The organism is Kangiella profundi (assembly GCF_002838765.1).
Taxonomy (GTDB): domain Bacteria; phylum Pseudomonadota; class Gammaproteobacteria; order Enterobacterales; family Kangiellaceae; genus Kangiella; species Kangiella profundi.
Map to the genome: position 1 here is coordinate 1,177,787 of NZ_CP025120.1, position 19,682 is coordinate 1,197,468.

A 19,682-nucleotide genomic window follows, 5' to 3' on the forward strand; every position below is an offset into this window, starting at 1 on the left:
GCATAAAGAATGATTGTTATGTTTGGAGAATCAATGTTATGTGAGGATGTTGCCTATTCTTCGATGTAAAAAAAGGCGCCCAATCGGACGCCTTTTGAGGGGTGTTGCTTGTTACAAGGGGCGTTACATGTTTAAACTTTTTTATGCACCATTTCTTCTGGGGCAAAGTCATCAACGTTTACGATATCAAGACGAGCTTTTTCAGCTTCAATGATCAGGTCGTATTCATCTTGAGTGATGATACCGTCATTCTTAGCTTGCTCAGCGTAGATGACTACTTCGTGATTATCAGGTTTGACGCCTAAAGTACTGGCTACTTTCTTGACCAGTGGTTCAATTTTTAACTGAAGACGTAAAGCACGATCAACTTCAGCAGCATTGTTGAACTCAGCAGCAGTTTTAAACATGCCGTGGGTTAGTTCTTCACGCATTGCACCTGGCTCTTGTAATTGACGAGCCACTTTACGCTGCAGCTTATCAGAAGGTGCTGAAACTGGCATACCCAGTGGGAAGACCACTAATCTTAGTGCCTTGCCTAACCATCCGATAGGGAAGTTACGAAGAACTCCATCAGCTGCCATCTGGGTCTGATACATACAGAAATCTAGTGACCACTTAACGATGTCTCGGTCGTGCTCTGGTCGACCTTTATCGTCATAGAATTTGAGTACAGATGAAGCAATGTACATATAACTCAACATGTCGCCAAGACGGCCCGAGATCATTTCACGACGCTTAAGCTCGCCACCCAGCACGCCCATGGTGACGTCCGATAGGAATGCCAGAGTGCTCGAGAAGCGTGTTAGATGTTGATAGTAACGACCGGTAAAGTCAGACTTTGGTTTAAACACCAGACGACTGCTGGTTAAACCTAACCAGAAGGTACGAATCTTGTTACTGGCTGCAAAACCTAAGTGGCCAAATAATGCCTTATCAAAATCTTTGACGGCCTGTTTGGTGTCTGGATTGTGTGTGGCGGCAATTTCCTTGAGTACGTAAGGATGGCAACGAATCGAGCCTTGACCATAAATGATCAAGCTACGGGTCAGAATGTTAGCGCCTTCAACTGTAATGGAAATTGGAGCGCTTTGATAAGCCTTAGCCATATAGTTTTTAGGGCCCATAATGATTGCTTTACCACCATGAACATCCATACCGTCAGTAGCGATCTCACGCGACATATTGGTGGTATGGTATTTGACTATAGCTGATGCGACCGATGGTTTTTCACCGGTATCGATACCCGCTGCGGTAAAGGTTCGAACTGCATCAATCAGATAAGTTTTACCCGCGATTCTGGCCAATGCTTCCATCACGCCTTCCATGTAGCCCACAGGGACTTTGAACTGTTTACGGATGCGAGCATAGGCACCAGTGGTGTACGCAACTGCTTTCGAGCCACCGGTTGCGCCTGATGGTAAGGAAATAGCACGACCAGCAGAAAGACAGTCAACCAGCATACGCCAACCGATACCGGCGTTCTTTGCTCCACCGATAATATAATCTAGCGGCACGAACACATCTTTACCAGTTGTAGGGCCATTCTGGAATGGAGTGCTGATTGGATGGTGGCGACGACCAAAATTAACCCCAGAGGTATCTGTTGGAATTAAGGCGCAGGTAATACCTAGATCTTCTTCATCACCCAATAAGCCGTCTGGATCATAAAGCTTGAAGGCCAGGCCGAGTAGGGTGGCCACTGGTGCAAGCGTGATATATCGCTTGTTCCAGGTCAGGCGCATGCCCAAAACTTCTTCACCATTCCATTCACCTTTACAGATGATGCCTTTATCAGGAATGCCGCCTGCATCAGAACCAGCTTCCACTGAAGTCAATGCAAAGCAGGGCACTTCTTCACCACTGGCCAGGCGAGGAAGGTAATGTTTTTTCTGTTCCTCAGTACCATAGTGCAGAAGTAATTCCGCAGGGCCCAATGAGTTAGGTACTGATACGATACTTCCAACGGTTGCACTGCAAGAGTTAATCTTAGTCAGAACCTGTGACTGAGCGTAGGAAGAAAAGCCAAGACCACCGTATTCTTTAGGGATGATAAAACTGAAGAAGCCATTTTTCTTAATGTATTCCCACATTTTTGGTGGCATATCGCGGTCATATTCCGAGATAGTCCAGTCATCAATCATCTTACACAGTTCTTCAACCGGGCCGTTTAGGTAGGCTTGCTCCTCTTCAGTAAGCTTTGCTGGTGGAACATCATGCAGGCGCTTCCAGTTTGGCTTACCACCAAATACTTCCGCTTCCCACCAGACAGTACCAGCGTCAAGCGCTTCCTGTTCTGTGTCGGAAATAGTCGGCATGATGCCTTTAAATACATTAAGTAGCTTACTGGAAATAATTTTACGAACTGGCTTTAAGTTCAAAGGGATAGCGATAGCTAGAAATATCACCCAATGAACATAAGGAATAGACACTTGAAGGCTGTAAAGCACTAAAATAGCAGCCAGTGCCAAAGTCGTTACCAGCAGGCTCAATCGGTGGTACAGCGCGATACCGAGAGCTACCAGTAGAACGATTGTGAGGATAAGCAAATTCATGGAATAACCTACCTTTTATGGATATCTATCAATAAAGAATGTGTGAACAACTTATCACCCTAGAATAACACATCGTACCAGTTTTGCTAGAGTGATTTTTTTGTTTCAAAGTTTGTAACTGCTTGAACTCAAAGACCAGTTGTAACAATATAGGCGTGAACAAAATATAAAGATAAATTGAGGAGCGGGAAATGAAACGTTTAGCTGTAGCTATTATTCACGGCATTGGATCCGAGAAGGAATTTTTCTCTGTTGAGTTAAAACATCGAATTGTTCAGGAGTACCTGAAGGGTGACCCTGAAAACCGTATGGAAGATGACCTGTTATTCCACGAAATCTACTGGGGCGATCTGGTTAAAGATGAACATGGCGAGCTGCTTAAGCAGTTAGATTACCGTAACGAACTGACCTATCAGGGTGTTCGTAACATGTTTGTAGATTTTATGCGTTTGGGGTTAAGTTACCGTAAAGGCAGTGATAGCGGTCTTTATGAAGCGATTCATGGTCGAATCAAAGAAAGCCTGGCCAAGTTTGCCACTCATCGTCATGTTGATACTGATTCAACTCCGATGGTGTTAATGGCTCATTCTTTTGGTTCGGTGATCATGTCCGACTATATCCATGACCTTGCTAATAATGGCGCAGATTTTAGTCCTTTTGAGAGTTTCCAGACCTTAGCCGGTATTATCACTTTTGCCAGTCCGCTAGGCGTATATTCTGCACATCATGATGATTTCCACGGCCCAATGCCAAAAGTTGGTAAGGCACTTGAAGATGGATTGAAAGATCGCGTTAAGTGGCTTAATTTCTACGATAAAGATGATGTGGTTGCCTATCCGTTGAAAAACGTTAGTGAAGATTACAATCAAGCAGTTGACGAAGATATCGAAATTAACGTTGGTAGCGCTGCGACTTCTTGGAATCCAGCTTGCCATACCGGTTACTGGGAAGATAAAGACTTCTATAAGCCTGTAGCCAAGTATCTTGGCGAAGTTAGAGCACCGCACGATTTCTGGAAATTGTCATAGTCTTTAATTTAAGCGACAATAGCTCAATCGTTTAATCAAGCTCCTGTTGGTGGCTGGATACAACCAGCAACTGGCAGGAGCCTGTTTGTTTAAGTCCATCAATAATTGACTGAGTGTTAATTGCCGTTTATGTCAAAAATTCCTAACGATTCTAGTAACGAACCTTCAAGTAAGCCTGGGATCGAACATAATAAGAATTCTAACCAGAAGAACCCTCCCATTCAGAAACTGATAGCTGAACAGCTTGCAGACTGTCAGCTAGTGGATCAGTTTGAGCTGTCAAAACTCAAGTCAGTTATCACCAAGCGTCAAAAAAATAACCAACCGGTAAGTAAGTTGACTGAAAAGGCTCAAAAGTTACTGGATGACTCTAAGCGAATTGTTGAGCAACGTAAAAATATCATCCCAACGGATATCGAATTTGATCTGGCCCTGCCGGTTTGTCAGGCCAGGGACGATGTTCGTAAAGCCATTGAAGAAAATCAGGTGGTAGTTATCGCTGGTGAAACAGGTTCCGGTAAGACTACTCAACTACCAAAGATATGTTTACAGCTAGGCTTAGGCGTTCATGGCAAAATTGGACACACTCAACCACGAAGAGTTGCTGCAACCAGTGTGGCCCGTCGTATTGCAGAAGAATTAAAAGCCAATCTGGGTGAGGTAGTTGGCTACAGCATTCGATTTAATGATCAGTCAAACCCGATAACACCTGTTCGAGTAATGACTGATGGGATTCTATTAAATGAGATAACTCATGACCCATTGCTAAGACAGTATGACACCTTGATCATTGATGAAGCTCACGAACGTAGTCTGAATATCGATTTTCTGCTTGGCTATATCAAAAATATTCTACCCAAGCGCCCTGATTTAAAAGTTATTATCACCTCTGCAACCATTGATGTAGAGCGCTTTGCCAGACATTTTGAAATTGACGGTAAACCTGCTCCAATACTGGAAATTAGTGGTCGCACATACCCGGTTGATGTCTGGTATCGACCTGATGATGAGGAAAACCCTAGCCCGCAAGTTGAACGCATTGGACATGCAGTTGATGAACTTATCAATTATGCTCCAGGCGATATATTGATATTCCTGTCAGGCGAAGCTGAGATTCGGGAAAAGGCCAAATTTTTACGCAAAGAACGCTTTCAAGGCTGTGAAGTGCTGCCTCTATATGCACGATTATCAATGCGTGAACAGGAAAAGATTTTTCACCCCTCAGGTGGTAAACGTCGCATTATCCTTTCGACCAACGTAGCAGAAACCTCGGTCACAGTACCTGGCATTCGATTTGTTATAGATCCGGGTTTCGCTCGCATCAGTCGTTATTCGGTCCGCAATAAAATTCAGCGTTTACCGATTGAGAAAATTTCTCAGGCCAGCGCTAATCAGCGGAAAGGTCGTTGTGGTCGTATAGCTGACGGTGTATGTATTCGTCTATATGAAGAGGAAGATTTTCTCAATCGTCCTGAATTCACCGATGCCGAAATTTTACGTACGAACCTGGCTGCAGTTATTTTACAAATGAAGCAGTTGGGCCTTGGTGATATTGAGGCCTTCCCATTTATTGATGAGCCAGCACCAAAGCAAATAAGTGATGGTTTAAATTTATTATCTGAATTACAGGCCGTGGATGGCAAAAAACAGCTGACCGCCATTGGTCGTAAAATGGCCCGATTGCCGATTGAGCCTCGTTTAGCTCGAATCCTACTGGCTGCTCAGAATGAATCCTGTGTCCGTGAGGCTTTAATTCTTACGGCTTTCCTGTCGGTTAAAGACCCAAGGGAATGGCCATTTGAAAAGAAAGAGCTGGCCCAACAGAAGCATGCTAAGTATAGGCATCCACAATCCGACTTCATAGCGATTATTAATTTATGGGATCATCTGCATGAGCAGCAGGATGACCTGTCGAACAATGCATTCCGCCGTTACTGTCAGGAAGAGTTAATCAATTTCAATGCCTATAGGGAATGGCGAAGCACTTACCGTCAACTCAAGACTTTAGTTAAGTCAGAACATCATCAGACTCAAAAGCAAGCAGAGCCCATCAACCCTGATGACAAAGTTTATTATGCCAAGTTACATTCGATTTTATTGACTGGCTTATTGAGCTTTATTGGACAAAAGGATATTGAGAAAGGCTATCTTGGTACGCGCCAGACACGCTTCATGATTCACCCACAGTCGGCCAATTTCAAAAAACAGCCACCATGGGTAATGGCGTTTGAGATTGTTGAGACTACCCAGAACTATGCGCGTTTGACAGCCATGATAGAAACGCCCTGGATTGAAAGAATCGGTGGGCACTTGATCAAAAGCCATTATTTTGATGCTCACTGGGAGAAAAAGCGGGGTACGGTGGTTGCATCGTTGCAGCAGACTTTGTTGGGGCTAAAGGTTGTTTCAAATCGCACCGTCGACTATTCGGCAGTAGAGCCAGAGCTGTGTCGTGAATTGTTTATTCTTCATGGCCTTGTCAGAAGAGAGCTTGATGCTCGTCATGAATTTCAGCAGAAGAACGAGCAACTATGGAACGAAGTGGAGCAGGAAGTCGCTAAGGCCAGACAGGCGGATATGCGAGCTGATGAGCGTGATTTGGTTGCATGGTTTGACAAGCGTTTGCCTGAGAATATCTGCAACGTTAAACAGCTGAATCAATGGCTTAAGAAAAGTAAACAACAGAACAATCAACTGCTATCCTTGAGTAAAGATGTTTTGTTTAAGGCCGAAGAGCAGGATGCAAATTTATACCCCGAAACGCTAATGGTTAAATCCATAGAGCTGCCTTTAAGTTATCACTTTGAACCTGGGCACCCTCAAGATGGTGTTACGGTTAAAATGCCGCTTTCCCTCAGCCAGCAATTTAAAGATTCCGATTTTGAACGGTTAGTTCCAGGACTGTTGGAAGAAAAAATTGAATTCATGCTTCGTTCCTTGCCGAAACGTTTCCGTAAAAACTTTGTGCCAATTCCGCAGTTTGCACAGGCCTGTTATGAACAGGTGTTAGAGCAGCAGGGCAGTTTGATTGATATTATCAGTCGTCACCTATTCAAAATGACTGGGGTAATTCTTCCCAAAGAAGCGTGGCAGGAGCTGAGTTTGCCTGAGCATTATTTAATGCGATTCGACATTGTTGATGATAAGGGTAAAACTCTTAAAAGTGGCCGTAGTCTTGAGCAGTCCCAGGATATTAAAAAAGCCAAGATTGATGTTAGTAAAAAGCAGAATAGTAAACCACAAACTTATACCAGCTGGCCCGATGATTTTGTTAAAGAAGGAATGGTGGAAGAGGCTGGTACTAAAATTCCAGTCACTTATGCGCTCGAAGACTGTGGTGATAAGGTTCGGGCTATAGCCGTAGTTAATAAAAAGCAGGCACAAAATGTACATGTTCGTGGTGTCTGCCGATTACTAGCGCTTGAAAAGGCCTCATTGCTTGGTTACATGAAAAAGAAATATCATAACAAGCAGAAGTTAATCCTGTCGGTAAGTACTTTAGGGAACGTTGACGAGCTTATAGATGATGCGGCAATGGCTTGCTTACGAGCTATAGTCGAGAATGAAATTCCATATAATAAGAATGAGTACCAAACGATTTCGCAGAGAACAGAAAAGGAACTAGTGCCTGCTACTACAGCAATGCTGGATGATCTGGTTCAGGTACTTCAATTAAGAGCTTCTGTATTGGCGGATGCCAAAGGAATGGGTAATTCTCTAACTAGTACGCGAAAAGATATCATTGGTCAGTGCGACTACTTATTCCAGCCGGGATTTTGTTTCAGGTTTGGTGGAGAAAAAATAAAAGATTTTAAACGTTATCTCTCCGCCATCGAAAAGAGAATAGAAAGGGCTAAGTTGAACCCGCTTAAAGAAGCTGAATCTTTGATTGTGATCTCTGACTGGGTCGATGTGCGAGAAAGCTTAGGGAAGGATAAAGCCATTCCAGCATTTGAAGTTGATGAATTTAACTGGATGTTGGAGGAGTTTAGAATTTCACTGTTTGCTCAAGGTCAAAAGACTCGTTTTCCGATCTCAGCAAAACGTTTACAGAAGCAGCTTGATGAACTTGAGAAAATTTATTATTAGGGTGTAATGAATAGTTGGAGCTAGTTGCAGATCAGGCTTTGCCTGGTTCCTCTGGAGTAATGACCACTTTATTTCGACCGGTTTCCTTGGCATCGTATAGGCACTTATCAGCAATTTCTATCATGCTATCCAGAACATGGTGGTGGTTGATATTGACACCGATACTGACGGTAACACTAATTTCCAGGCCGTCCACATCAATGACCGTTCCTTCAATACGCTTTAAAAGCTTGTCGAAGAATATTTGTGAGTTTTCGCGATTAATACCCACCATATACATACAAAATTCTTCACCGCCGAAACGGGCTACTACATCTGACTTGCGGACGGAGCTTTGTAAAATCTGCGCAATCTTGGTTAATACGGCATCACCGACCTGATGGCCGTAGGTGTCATTCACCTGTTTGAAGTGGTCAATATCTACCAGTGCGCAGGCAACAGGCGTCGAATGACGGTAAGCAGAGCTATGCATAACTTCAACAAGCTCATAGAAGTGACGTCGGTTATTGAGGCCAGTGAGATAATCTTTGGTTGCTGCCGTCGTCAATTTCTCGTATTCAATAACGCGGCTGGTATTTACAGCAACCCGTAAATAAAATTCCTCAGCTAAAAACGACTGCTTAATAATAAAGTCATCGGCACCATACTTTAGGAAGTTGGCTGACATCAAAACGTCATCCCGTGCGGACATACCTATAATAGCCAGTTCCTGTTTGCTATATAAACGGCGAATGTTTTTGGTGAGGTCATAACCATTCATCGCAGGCATATCGTAATCGGTAATCACCAGCTTAATGTCTCTGTGCTGCTTTAGGTGTTCAATCAACACAAGAGGGTCATTGAATTGTAGGGTTTGATACTTATGGACGCTTAGCAAGGTGCTCATGATCCGTAGGCTGGTTTTAGAATCATCAGCTAGTGCAATCTTTATGCTTGGATTGATTTGCAGACGCTGCAGTGTCTCAATAATATATTCGGTTACATAGTTATCACTCTTGATAACATAGTCAACGATTCTGAACTTCCAGATATAGTTTCGAATTTCGGCAGTAATATCGCTGATTAGAACAATGGTAGGGATACGTTTTTTGGCCAAGAGTTGGACAATTTCGCCTTCAGGTGCATCGGGCAGTCGAAAGTCTACCAGGCAGGCATCTATCTGTTCAATATCCAGGACATCCAGTAAAGCTTCTGCACTCGCATAGGTACCAACAGACATAACCTGGTAATCCAGGCTTTCTGTGATTTTCTTTTCAATCAATGCGCAGAAAAATTTACTGTCATCTACAACGAGTATGTTTTTCAAAGTATTAGTATCTTTATTCCAGTACCGAGATTGTATAGGAGCTGATCCTTAAATGCACAGATTCTTAACCCTCAGCTTTAGTACTCCTAATCACACTCTAAAAGGTTTTATGTGCGGGGTTAAAAACTAAATGTAAAATTTGCTGGGTTAATTCTCAAAATTTGATCTGTTTCACTGTATTGATATCCGACAATATCAAACCTTAGGATCCACTTCTGGCTGCTGCGTTTGATAATCATCATCATTTATTGTGGTTTTAAACGAGCCCCAAAAGAATCCTAAAAACAATATCTTAATGCGTATTTGCATTGCGGTGTGGATAATAAAGGAACCACAAATATTGTCTAAATAGGCACTGTAAAGAATCGTTTATAAGGGTCAGTTTTTTTAACATTAGTAGCTTCTTAATCACTCCTAAATGTATCAATTTTGGACATTCGACAGCCTTGTCTGTAACAAATATATTTCAACTCAGAGTCCTAAATTTGTAACAACGCCTTTAATACTCTCAAGTAATTCAATTCTTGGTTAACAAAGACGCCTTACTAACTTTGGGTTCACTGAGTTCTTAAAACTACTAATTGATGAGTTATAGCTTGTCAATTAGTTGGGTTTTGGGAGGTTATTTAACAATGGATGTTCAATGGAGGGATTATTTCATGAACACTAATCTAAAGGCACTGGGTATTCCCTTGGCGGGTCTAGGTTTACTAGTGTCAACTCAACTAACTTTAGCAGCACCGAAAATTCATGAGGTGCAGCCGTATCCCTATGAAGCTCCAAGTAATTTGGTAATCTGGGGTACAGGATTTGATGATCCGCAAATATATTTTGGTACGCACTCAAGCCCTCTGGTTATTAGTGCAGATCAGTCAGCTTGTGATGCGATGGCTTTCAATCCGGCTCCACCTCTTGATCCAACCGACTTTCAATGTCTAGTCGTGGACCTGCCATATGTCAATAATGGTTCGCCCGCAGTTCCTTCTGGAGACTATCTACTGAAAATAGTCGTTGAAGGAGGGATCGATGTTTGTGGTGAGAAACCTTCAGCCTTAACCTTTATGTACACGCCTAGTGACTGTAGCGGTTACAGTTCGCAAGAAGGGGCTACCTGTTCAGGCGACATGACAGGCGCTATTGGTGCAACAACAATTAACGCATTTGGAAGAGATTCAGAAAAGTGGAATTATCCTTCGATGATCTATCCAGGCGAAGATGTGACATTTACTGCATCGGTGTCTGGTAAATGGGGTAACCAGTTAAATGTTGAGTTCAGTGAAAATGGTCTGAGCCAAACAATTGGTCTACATACCTCATGTTCTCAGCCATTAATATTAGGTGATGTATACGGCAGTTTTACTCTGGTTGATTTTGTTGGTCAATCTGGTGGTCCTGCACAGCAAATCGATCTTTATGATCTTACTCTTGGTGGAGTTGGTCCGCAGGGCCCACAAGGTGAGGCTGGTCCAGAAGGACCTCAAGGCCCTCAAGGTGACACTGGCCCAGCAGGTCCACAGGGTGATACTGGTCCAGCAGGTCCACAGGGTGATACTGGTCCAGCAGGTCCTCAAGGTGCTCAAGGTGACACAGGCCCAGCAGGCCCACAAGGCGAAGCCGGTCCAGCAGGTCCACAAGGTGAAACCGGTCCAGCAGGTCCACAAGGTGAAGCCGGTCCAGCAGGTCCACAAGGTGATACTGGCCCAGCAGGCCCACAAGGTGATACTGGCCCAGCAGGCCCACAAGGTGATACCGGTCCAGCCGGTCCGCAGGGTGAAACTGGTGCCACAGGCCCACAGGGTCCAGCCGGCCCTCAAGGTGAAACTGGTGCCACAGGTCCACAAGGCCCAGCAGGTCCTCAAGGTGAAACTGGTGCCACAGGCCCTCAAGGTCCTAAAGGTGACACAGGTGATACTGGTGCTACAGGTCCACAAGGCCCAGCAGGTCCTCAAGGTGAAACTGGTGCCACAGGCCCTCAAGGTCCTAAAGGTGACACAGGTGATACTGGTGCTACAGGTCCACAAGGCCCAGCAGGTCCTCAAGGTGAAACTGGTGCCACAGGCCCTCAAGGTCCTAAAGGTGACACAGGTGATACCGGTGCCACAGGCCCACAAGGCCCAGCAGGTCCACAAGGTGAAACTGGTGCCACAGGCCCTCAAGGTCCTAAAGGTGACACAGGTGATACTGGTGCCACAGGTCCACAAGGCCCAGCAGGTCCTCAAGGTGAAACTGGTGCCACAGGCCCACAAGGTCCAGCCGGTCCTCAAGGTGAAACTGGTGCCACAGGCCCACAAGGTCCACAGGGTGATACCGGTGCTACAGGTCCACAAGGTCCTCAAGGTCCACAGGGTGATACCGGTGCTACAGGTCCACAAGGCCCTCAAGGTCCACAGGGTGATACCGGTGCCACAGGCCCACAAGGCCCTCAAGGTCCACAGGGTGATACCGGTGCCACAGGTCCACAAGGTCCTCAAGGTCCACAGGGTGATACCGGTGCCACAGGCCCACAAGGCCCTCAAGGTCCAATGGGACCAATGGGTCCTCAAGGCCCACAGGGCGAGAAAGGTGATACCGGTGACACTGGTGCTACCGGCCCAATGGGTCCTCAAGGTCCACAAGGTGAAACTGGACCAGCTGGTGGTGGTTCAAACCTACTATGCTTCGCGACTGACCAGACAATTGGCTCGCAAGGTAAATACATGGGGCTTGGCCAACAAGGTGGTCATCATGTTGAAGTGGGTGTCGTAGTGCCATTCCTTGAAGGTGCGATTGTTCAACAGTTCGTTGTTAAAGCAGCACAAGGTAATACAGCTCGATCTGGTAAAGCCTGGGTATACCATGACGGTCCTACTCAGTTTGGTCAGCCTTTAGGTAGTTGCGACTTGGTACCAAGCGATCCTACTGAAGATAGAACTGTTTGTAGCGGTATAGCTGCTGGTGTTCTCAGTGATTTCGATAGCTTAAGTATCTTTATCAAAACTGACGACGGGCAAGGTAGTTTCGTAGGAGCTACTGCCTGCTTGATAATCGAGACTGAACCTCAGGCTCAATAGCAAATTAGTCCTTAACCCCCAAGTGGCAGTCTCCTAGCCACTAAACCCGCAACGCGCCACATCATGTGGCGCGTTTTTTATTAGCGATATTCTTTGATAGATTGGCTGCCCAACATGTCTTTTCTGTAATGCTCATACCACATCTTAGTTGCACCACAGACCGCGGCAGGCATTACCAGCAGATTGATAAAGGGAATCATGGTCATCAACATCACCATGGCGCCAAATCCAAAAGTGCCGCCACGCTTTTGCTGTAATGCTTTTAGCATATCCTGAAAAGGGATTTTGTGGTTATCCATCGGATAGTCGACATACTGTACCGACATCATCCATGCATTGAAAATGAACCAGATAATAGGGAAGGCTAGCGCTCCAATAAGTGGAATGAAAAGGATAAGTAAGCAGACAAGAGCTCTGGGAATGTAGTATTTAAGCTTAATCCATTCGCGTCCGAACAATCTTGGGATATCCTTAACCAATGCCCAGAATCCTTGCTCTGGAAGTACTTTTTCATCGTATCCAGCAGTTGTGTGCAGCTTGTTTTCAACCGCCTCTGCAAGCAGTCCATTGAAAGGAGCTGCAATCCAGTTTGCGAGCATCGCAAAAAAGAAGAAAATAAACAGAATGCCACCCAGAATGACCACTGGCCACATAAGCCAGGCAAGAGCTGTGCCTAGCCATTCCCAGGCCCCCCAGCTTGCAATAGTCTGTTCAACCCATTGCGACCAACTGGAAACCTGAGAAACCAATAAAATCAATGCAGTAGATAGTAAAATTAAATTGATTGCTAAAGGAATCAAGACATACCGTTTGATGCCTTTTTGGGTTAACATGCGGAAACCGTCGGCGAGATAGTGGGCGCCATGAAAAGTGTTTTGAGCCATGTGGATTTTTTTACGTTTACTATGTGCTTATTGGATGAAAATAATTTACACTTAAACGCTTTAGATTATAACCCTGCAAATGTAACAGGGCCTTTCATACAATTAATAATATTGCCAGTTCGTTCAAAATGTTGGGTTGGCTTTTGACTAAAAAATAGACGAATAACATAGATGCGATTAAAACAAATTAAACTAGCAGGTTTTAAATCATTCGTAGATCCAACCACGGTATCCTTGCCGAGTAACCTGACCGCAATTGTTGGTCCTAATGGTTGTGGTAAGTCGAACCTTATTGATGCGGTACGTTGGGTAATGGGGGAGTCATCTGCAAAGAACCTTCGTGGTGATGCAATGACTGACGTGATTTTCAACGGCTCAACCGGACGTAAACCTGTTGGCCAGGCCAGCATTGAGCTGGTTTTTGATAATTCTGACGGAACTGTACAAGGCGAGTTTGCCAACTACAACGAAATATCCGTCAAGCGTATGGTTAACCGCGAAGCTCAATCGAGCTATTTCTTGAATGGAACTCGTTGTCGTCGTAAAGACATCACTGATATTTTCCTGGGCACCGGTCTTGGTCCACGCAGTTATGCAATCATCGAGCAGGGCATGATTTCTCGCCTTATCGAGTCAAAACCTCATGAGTTACGCATCTTCCTCGAAGAAGCCGCTGGTATATCAAAATACAAAGAGCGTCGTAAGGAAACTGAAAACCGTATTCGTCATACCCGTGATAATTTAGACCGATTAACCGATTTACGAGAAGAGCTTGGTAAACAGCTATCTCACCTCAAGCGTCAGGCAACCTCTGCCGAACGATATAAAGAATACAAAGCTGAAGAGCGAGAGTTAAAAGCGCAGTTAGCAGCTATCCGCTGGCAGACCTTCAACAGTAAGATTGAAGCATTAGATGATGCTATCCAGAAAATGGAAACCGAAGTTGAGGCTAAAATTGCCGATCAACGTCACGCTGATAGTGAAATCGAAAAGTCTCGCGAACTACACATTGAATTAACTGATGCTCATAGTGAAGTGCAGGGTCGCTTCTATGGAATCGGTGCTGACATTGCTCGTTTAGAGCAGGCCATCGAGCATGCCCGCCAGCAAAAATCTCAATTACTGGAAGATAAGGCACAGGTTCAAAGCTCGCTGGATAAATTGCGTGAACAGTTACGTTTCGATGAGTCTAAACTAGAAGAGTTAATGACTGAGTTGTTGCAATCTGAGCCAGATCTGGAATTGAAAACAGAGCAGGTTGAAGAGCAGCAGCAACAGCTACAGGATATGGAAGAAGACATGCGCCTGTGGCAACAGGACTGGGATGTGTTCAATCAACAGGCTCATGCAAATGCACAGAAAACCGAAGTTGAGAAAACTCGGATTCAGCACCTTGAGTCACATATTGCTCGCTATACCAAACGTCTTGAAGATATCCGCGCAGAGATCAATCAGCAAGAATCCAGCCCAATGGAAAATGATCTGGTTGAGATAGCGAAAGAATTAAGCTTGGCTGAAGAGCAGTCAGAGCGATTAGAAGAAGAAGTTTCCAATGCGGTTGAGCAGATCAATCAGATCCGCCAGCAGCAGCGTGAGCATAACCAGAAACTGGAAGTATCTAGAAAAGAATTGCGTGGCCTTGAGTCTCGTAAGATTTCTTTGGAAGCATTACAAAGCGCTGCGCTTGGTGGCCAAAGCGAAGAGTCAGTTGACTGGTTAAAACAACAGGGCCTGGATTCAAAGTCTCGCCTTGCACAAAATATCTCTGTTGACTCTGGTTGGGAGTTAGCAGCAGAAACGGTTTTGGGAGAAAATCTCGAAGCAGTTGTGGTTAAAGATAGCCACGAATTTGCAAACTCATTAGCAGGACTCGCCAGCGGTAAACTGATTTTAGTTTCTGATGGATCATCCGCAGGAAACTTCCCAAATACTCTACATAGTAAAATCAAAGGTGCGGATGCGCTTGCTGGTCAATTAAGTAAAGTAAAGGTTGCTGATTCATTAGAACAGGCAATAAGTATTCGTGCTCAACTTGCCGATGATGAATCGGTCATTACCCAAGATGGACTATGGTTAGGCAAAAACTGGCTTAGAGTATCTAAGCAGTCAGAGCAGGGCGCTGGTATTCTTGAGCGCGAAGCTGAGCTTAATGAGCTGGCAGTAAAAATTGAACAGCAAGAAGCAGTTTTGGAAGAGTTTGAGCAAACCAAAGAGCGATTGTCTGAACAGCTTTCAGAGCAAGAGCAATTGTGGCAATCGAAGCAATCTCAGTTAGCACAAGCCAGTAGAACCTACAGTGAGCTACGCGCAAAAGTGGGCTCCCAGCAGGCTAAATTGGAACAGGCGAAAAATCGTTTGGAGCGTTTGCAGAAAGAGCAGCGCGATGTGATGCAACAGCTTCAAGACGACGAAGAGTTGTTAGCGAAGAGCCGTCAACAAATTGAGCTGATGGTTGACAGCATGGCGGATGATAACGAGCGCCGTGAAAAAATGACTGCTGAGCGCGAAGAGAAGCGTGCACAATTAGAAGCTAAAAGACAACAGGCTCGTCAAGTTAAGGACGAGCAGCATCAATTGGCAATTCGTGTCAGTGCAGTTAAAGCAGAAGTTAATTCAACCCGAGCTGGATTTGAGCGTGTCAACTCTCAAATTGGTGAGTTAACGTCGCGTAAAGTTGAATTGGAAAACCGATTAAGTTCTGAACAGGATCCAACGGAAGATTATCAAATTGAACTTGAGCAAGCACTAGAAAAACGTTTGCTGGTTGAAGAAGAACTCAAGCAGGCACGAAATAAATTGTCAGAGATTGATGACAAGATGCGTAAGTTGGAGCGTCAACGTCATGAATCGGAGCAACAAGCCCAAGGCGTTCGTTCTCGTCTGGAAAAGTTACGTATGGACTGGCAGGAAGCCAAAACTCGCCAGAATACTCAGTCTGAAATTCTTGCTGATGCCAGAGCTAATGTCGAAACGATTCTAGAAGAGCTACCTGAAGAAGCAAATGAGCAGCAGTGGCTGAATCAGATTGAAGAAATTACCGGTAAAATTCAGCGCCTGGGTGCCATCAACCTGGCAGCAATTGAAGAGTACAAAGCTGCTGAAGAGCGGAAGACCTACCTTGATGCTCAACATGAAGACCTCATTGAAGCACTCGAGACTTTAGAAAGTGCAATCCGTAAAATTGATCACGAGACACGCACCCGCTTTAAAGAGACCTTTGATAAAGTGAATAAGGGCGTGCAGGAATTATTCCCGAAAGTTTTTGGTGGCGGTCATGCTTACCTTGAACTAACCGGCGAAAATCTGCTTGATACAGGTGTTGCTGTGATGGCCCGTCCACCGGGTAAGCGAAACTCAACCATTCACCTGTTATCTGGTGGAGAGAAAGCATTGACAGCAATTTCTCTAGTATTCTCGATTTTCCGTTTGAACCCTGCACCATTCTGTATGCTGGATGAGGTTGATGCACCACTTGACGATGCTAACGTTGGTCGTTATGCCAATCTGGTGAAAGAGATGAGTGATCAGGTTCAGTTCATTGCAATTACCCACAATAAAATTGCAATGGAAATGGCACACAATCTGTTAGGTGTTACTATGAGCGAGCCAGGCGTTTCACGCGTGGTTTCAGTGGACGTAGATGAAGCAGCTGCATTAGCCGCTTCTTAACAATTAATATAATGAATGAAAAGGTGAAGTGATGGACTTGCAGTTCACTTTGTTACTGATAATCGTAGGCTTAATTATTATTGGCTTTATTTACTTCGATGCAAAACGTCGAAGTAAGGTTAGGCGAGAAAAAGTAGAGCGTGAGCTTTATGAGCAGCGCCTCGAGCAGCAGCGCGACAAAGGCGGTTTTGATCCTGATGGCATTGGTGAAGTCAGAGTCGTCGGCAAAAAGTCCGATGTATCAACGGGCCAAAGCCATGAAGTCAGTTCTGATACGCAAACATATGCGACAGCTGCTACCGACGAAGTAAATGAAAAAATGTCCGAGCCATTCGCCTCTGAAGATATAGAGCAAACCCAAGCCAAAAAGCCTCTGGCTAGTGATGGTGTTCAGCAACATACTGCAACGAATGATGTGGGCGAGCATAAAGACCCAATTATTGATGAAGACAATATTCCTGTTCTAGATGACGCACTGTTTGAATTTACCAGTGAGCATTTTAAGCGTGAAGCTGCAAAAGAAGCTGTTAAGACCGAACCAAAAGTTGAATCTAAGCCAGAGCAGCCTAAGCAAACCTCTCTTTTTGAAGAGGTCGAAGAAGAGAAACCTGCGGTAGAGGTTGAGCCTGATCTCATTTTCTCATTATATGTCGTCGCCCCTCAGGATAAGCCATATCATGGTCCGGAACTGGTGCAAACACTGGTTGAGCAAGGTATGCGCCATGGTGATATGGATATTTTCCATCGCCATGCCCAAGCAAATGGTCGCGGTGCCGTTCAATTCAGCCTTGCCAATGCGTTTGAACCGGGCATTTTTGATTTAGATGACATCGAAAACTTGCATTCAAAAGGGTTGGCTCTGTTTATGACACTGCCAGGACCTAAAAAACCGATGCAAGCTTACGAGTTAATGGTAAAGACAGCTCAGGCAATCACTCAACAACTTGGTGGTCGCATACTTGATGGTAGCCGTAGTAATTTTAGTCGTCAGATTGAAACCCACCACAAAGAACAAATCAGTGAGTTCGAACGTCGTCAGCTGCTCAATAAACATTAACCCAACCAATTCCAACATAGACGAGAGTCATGAGTCACAAAAAGTCTGAGATAGAAAAGCGCGTAGCTGAGTTACGCGCTACCCTCGATAATTATAATTACCAATATTACGTTTTAGATAACCCAACAGTTCCCGATGCCGAATATGATCGCTTACTTCGTGAGTTACAACAGTTAGAGAAAGAGCATCCAGAAGTTGTGTCATCAGATTCGCCAACCCAGCGTGTTGGCGCAAAACCAGACAATGGTTTTGAGGAAGTGATTCATGAATTACCCATGTTGTCTCTTGATAATGCCATGTCTGATGAGGAACTGATAAGCTTCGACAAGCGGATTAAAGACCGATTAAAGTCATCCACTGAAATTGAGTATGTCTGCGAACCTAAACTGGATGGTCTAGCAGTAAGTTTATTGTATGAAAATGGACAGTTGGTCCGGGGCGCAACTCGAGGTGATGGAACGACTGGTGAAAACATTACATTAAACGTCAGAACCATTCGAGCTATTCCGTTGAAGTTACGGGGTGAGCATATCCCTGAGAGGATTGAAATACGTGGTGAAGTGTTCATGCCTAAATCGGTATTCGAGTCTCTCAATGATGAAGCCAGAGAGCAGGGGGGTAAAACCTTCGCTAACCCTCGTAATGCAGCGGCAGGCAGTCTACGTCAGTTAGATCCATCAATTACGGCAAAACGAAAGCTATCATTTTATGCCTACTCAATGGGCCTGGTCTCTGATGATTATGAATTAGCGGATTCTCATTACGGTCGGTTGCAACAAATCAAAACATTGGGTTTACCTGTTAGTGAAGAAGTCAAAGTCGTCAAAGGTGCAGACGGTTGTCAGCATTACCATCAGTCGATATTACAAAAACGAGATAAGTTGGCATACGAAATTGATGGGGTGGTAAATAAAGTCAATTCTATAGCATTGCAGGAAGAGCTGGGCTTTGTCGCTCGCGCTCCTCGCTGGGCAATTGCCCATAAATTTCCAGCACAGGAAGAAATGACTCAGTTGCTGGGTGTTGATTTCCAAGTAGGACGTACCGGTGCATTAACGCCCGTTGCAAGACTTGAGCCAGTATCCGTTGGAGGCGTTACCGTTAGTAACGCTACTCTGCATAATATGGACGAAATCGCACGACTTGATGCTCGTATTGGCGATACAGTTATTATTCGACGCGCCGGAGATGTAATTCCACAAGTTGTCAGCGTTATTCTTGAAAAGCGCCCATCTGATGCCGAAGAAATTTTAACGCCTACCAATTGTCCGGTCTGTGACTCACCCGTTGAAAGAACCGAAGGCGAAGCTGTTATTCGATGTACTGGTGGACTTATATGTTCCGCGCAACGTAATGAATCCATTAAACATTTTGCCTCACGTAAAGCCATGGATATTGATGGTCTCGGAGATAAGCTGGTAGAGATTTTTGCTGAGAAGGAGATGATTAAAACAATCAGTGATCTCTATCGATTAAAGGCCAGTGATATTGCTGCTCTTGATCGCATGGGGGAAAAGTCAGCGGAGAATCTGATTAACGCTTTAGAGCAGAGTAAAAGTACCACTTTACCAAAGTTTTTATACTCCCTAGGTATTCGCGAAGTTGGCGAGGTTACTGCTAAAAATATTGCTAATCATTTTTGTTCTTTGGATGGAATTATTGCAGCCAGTCAGGAAGAACTTGAGTCTGTGCCAGATGTCGGTCCTATTGTCGCGCATCACATTCGCGCCTTTTTTGATAATGAAGAAAATATTGAGCAAATCAATGAATTGAAACAGTTGGGTGTTAACTGGCCCGATATCGAAAAGAAATCTGATGAAGAATTACCACTGAAAGGCAAGACTTATGTTATTACGGGTACTCTAGAAGGCATCAGTCGAAGCGAAGCAAAATCAAAACTTGAAGCATTGGGAGCCAAGGTTTCAGGTTCCGTTTCCAGTAAAACTACAGCCTTAATCGCAGGTGCGAGTGCAGGGAGTAAATTAAAAAAGGCGCAGGAACTGGGTGTTGAAGTTCTAGACCAGTCGTTCCTTAATAATCTTTAGCA

General features: G+C 44.6%; 9 protein-coding genes. 6 read left to right on the forward strand and 3 right to left on the reverse strand.

Going from position 1 to position 19,682, the window contains the following annotated elements:
- Window positions 1-131: 131 nt before the first annotated feature.
- Window positions 132-2,552, reverse strand: coding sequence for an acyl-CoA dehydrogenase (locus tag CW740_RS05555; RefSeq protein WP_106646598.1), 2,421 nt, complete (start codon window positions 2,550-2,552; stop codon window positions 132-134).
- Between the two features lie 191 nt (window positions 2,553-2,743).
- Between CW740_RS05555 and CW740_RS05560 the strand changes: the two genes are divergently transcribed.
- Complete coding sequence (locus CW740_RS05560) at window positions 2,744-3,580, forward strand: hypothetical protein (RefSeq protein WP_106646599.1); 837 nt, start codon at window positions 2,744-2,746, stop codon at window positions 3,578-3,580.
- 129 nt (window positions 3,581-3,709) lie between these two features.
- Entirely contained in the window at window positions 3,710-7,669 is a 3,960-nt protein-coding gene (gene hrpA / locus CW740_RS05565; RefSeq protein ID WP_106646600.1) for an ATP-dependent RNA helicase HrpA, read from the forward strand.
- A gap of 31 nt (window positions 7,670-7,700) precedes the next feature.
- On the opposite strand, the gene CW740_RS05570 is transcribed toward hrpA, so the two are convergent.
- Window positions 7,701-8,975, reverse strand: coding sequence for a GGDEF domain-containing response regulator (locus CW740_RS05570; protein ID WP_106646601.1), 1,275 nt, complete (start codon window positions 8,973-8,975; stop codon window positions 7,701-7,703).
- Between the two features lie 659 nt (window positions 8,976-9,634).
- Between CW740_RS05570 and CW740_RS05575 the strand changes: the two genes are divergently transcribed.
- Complete coding sequence (locus CW740_RS05575) at window positions 9,635-12,025, forward strand: DUF7467 domain-containing protein (RefSeq protein ID WP_106646602.1); 2,391 nt, start codon at window positions 9,635-9,637, stop codon at window positions 12,023-12,025.
- 80 nt (window positions 12,026-12,105) lie between these two features.
- On the opposite strand, the gene cysZ is transcribed toward CW740_RS05575, so the two are convergent.
- A complete protein-coding gene (cysZ, locus tag CW740_RS05580; RefSeq protein ID WP_106646603.1) occupies window positions 12,106-12,909 on the reverse strand; it encodes a sulfate transporter CysZ in 804 nt (267 codons plus the stop codon).
- A 171-nt stretch (window positions 12,910-13,080) separates the two neighbouring features.
- Between cysZ and smc the strand changes: the two genes are divergently transcribed.
- The 3 genes from smc to ligA are packed head-to-tail and all read left to right on the forward strand — an operon-like array spanning window position 13,081 to window position 19,680.
- Window positions 13,081-16,578, forward strand: coding sequence for a chromosome segregation protein SMC (smc, locus tag CW740_RS05585; RefSeq protein WP_106646604.1), 3,498 nt, complete (start codon window positions 13,081-13,083; stop codon window positions 16,576-16,578).
- Window positions 16,579-16,609: 31 nt separating this feature from the next.
- Window positions 16,610-17,635: a cell division protein ZipA gene (gene zipA, locus CW740_RS05590; protein ID WP_106646605.1), complete on the forward strand. Its 1,026-nt coding sequence runs from the start codon at window positions 16,610-16,612 to the stop codon at window positions 17,633-17,635.
- 29 nt (window positions 17,636-17,664) lie between these two features.
- The gene (gene ligA, locus CW740_RS05595) at window positions 17,665-19,680 is read left to right on the forward strand and encodes an NAD-dependent DNA ligase LigA (RefSeq protein WP_106646606.1); all 2,016 of its coding nucleotides are present in this window, start codon (window positions 17,665-17,667) and stop codon (window positions 19,678-19,680) included.
- Window positions 19,681-19,682 lie beyond the last annotated feature (2 nt).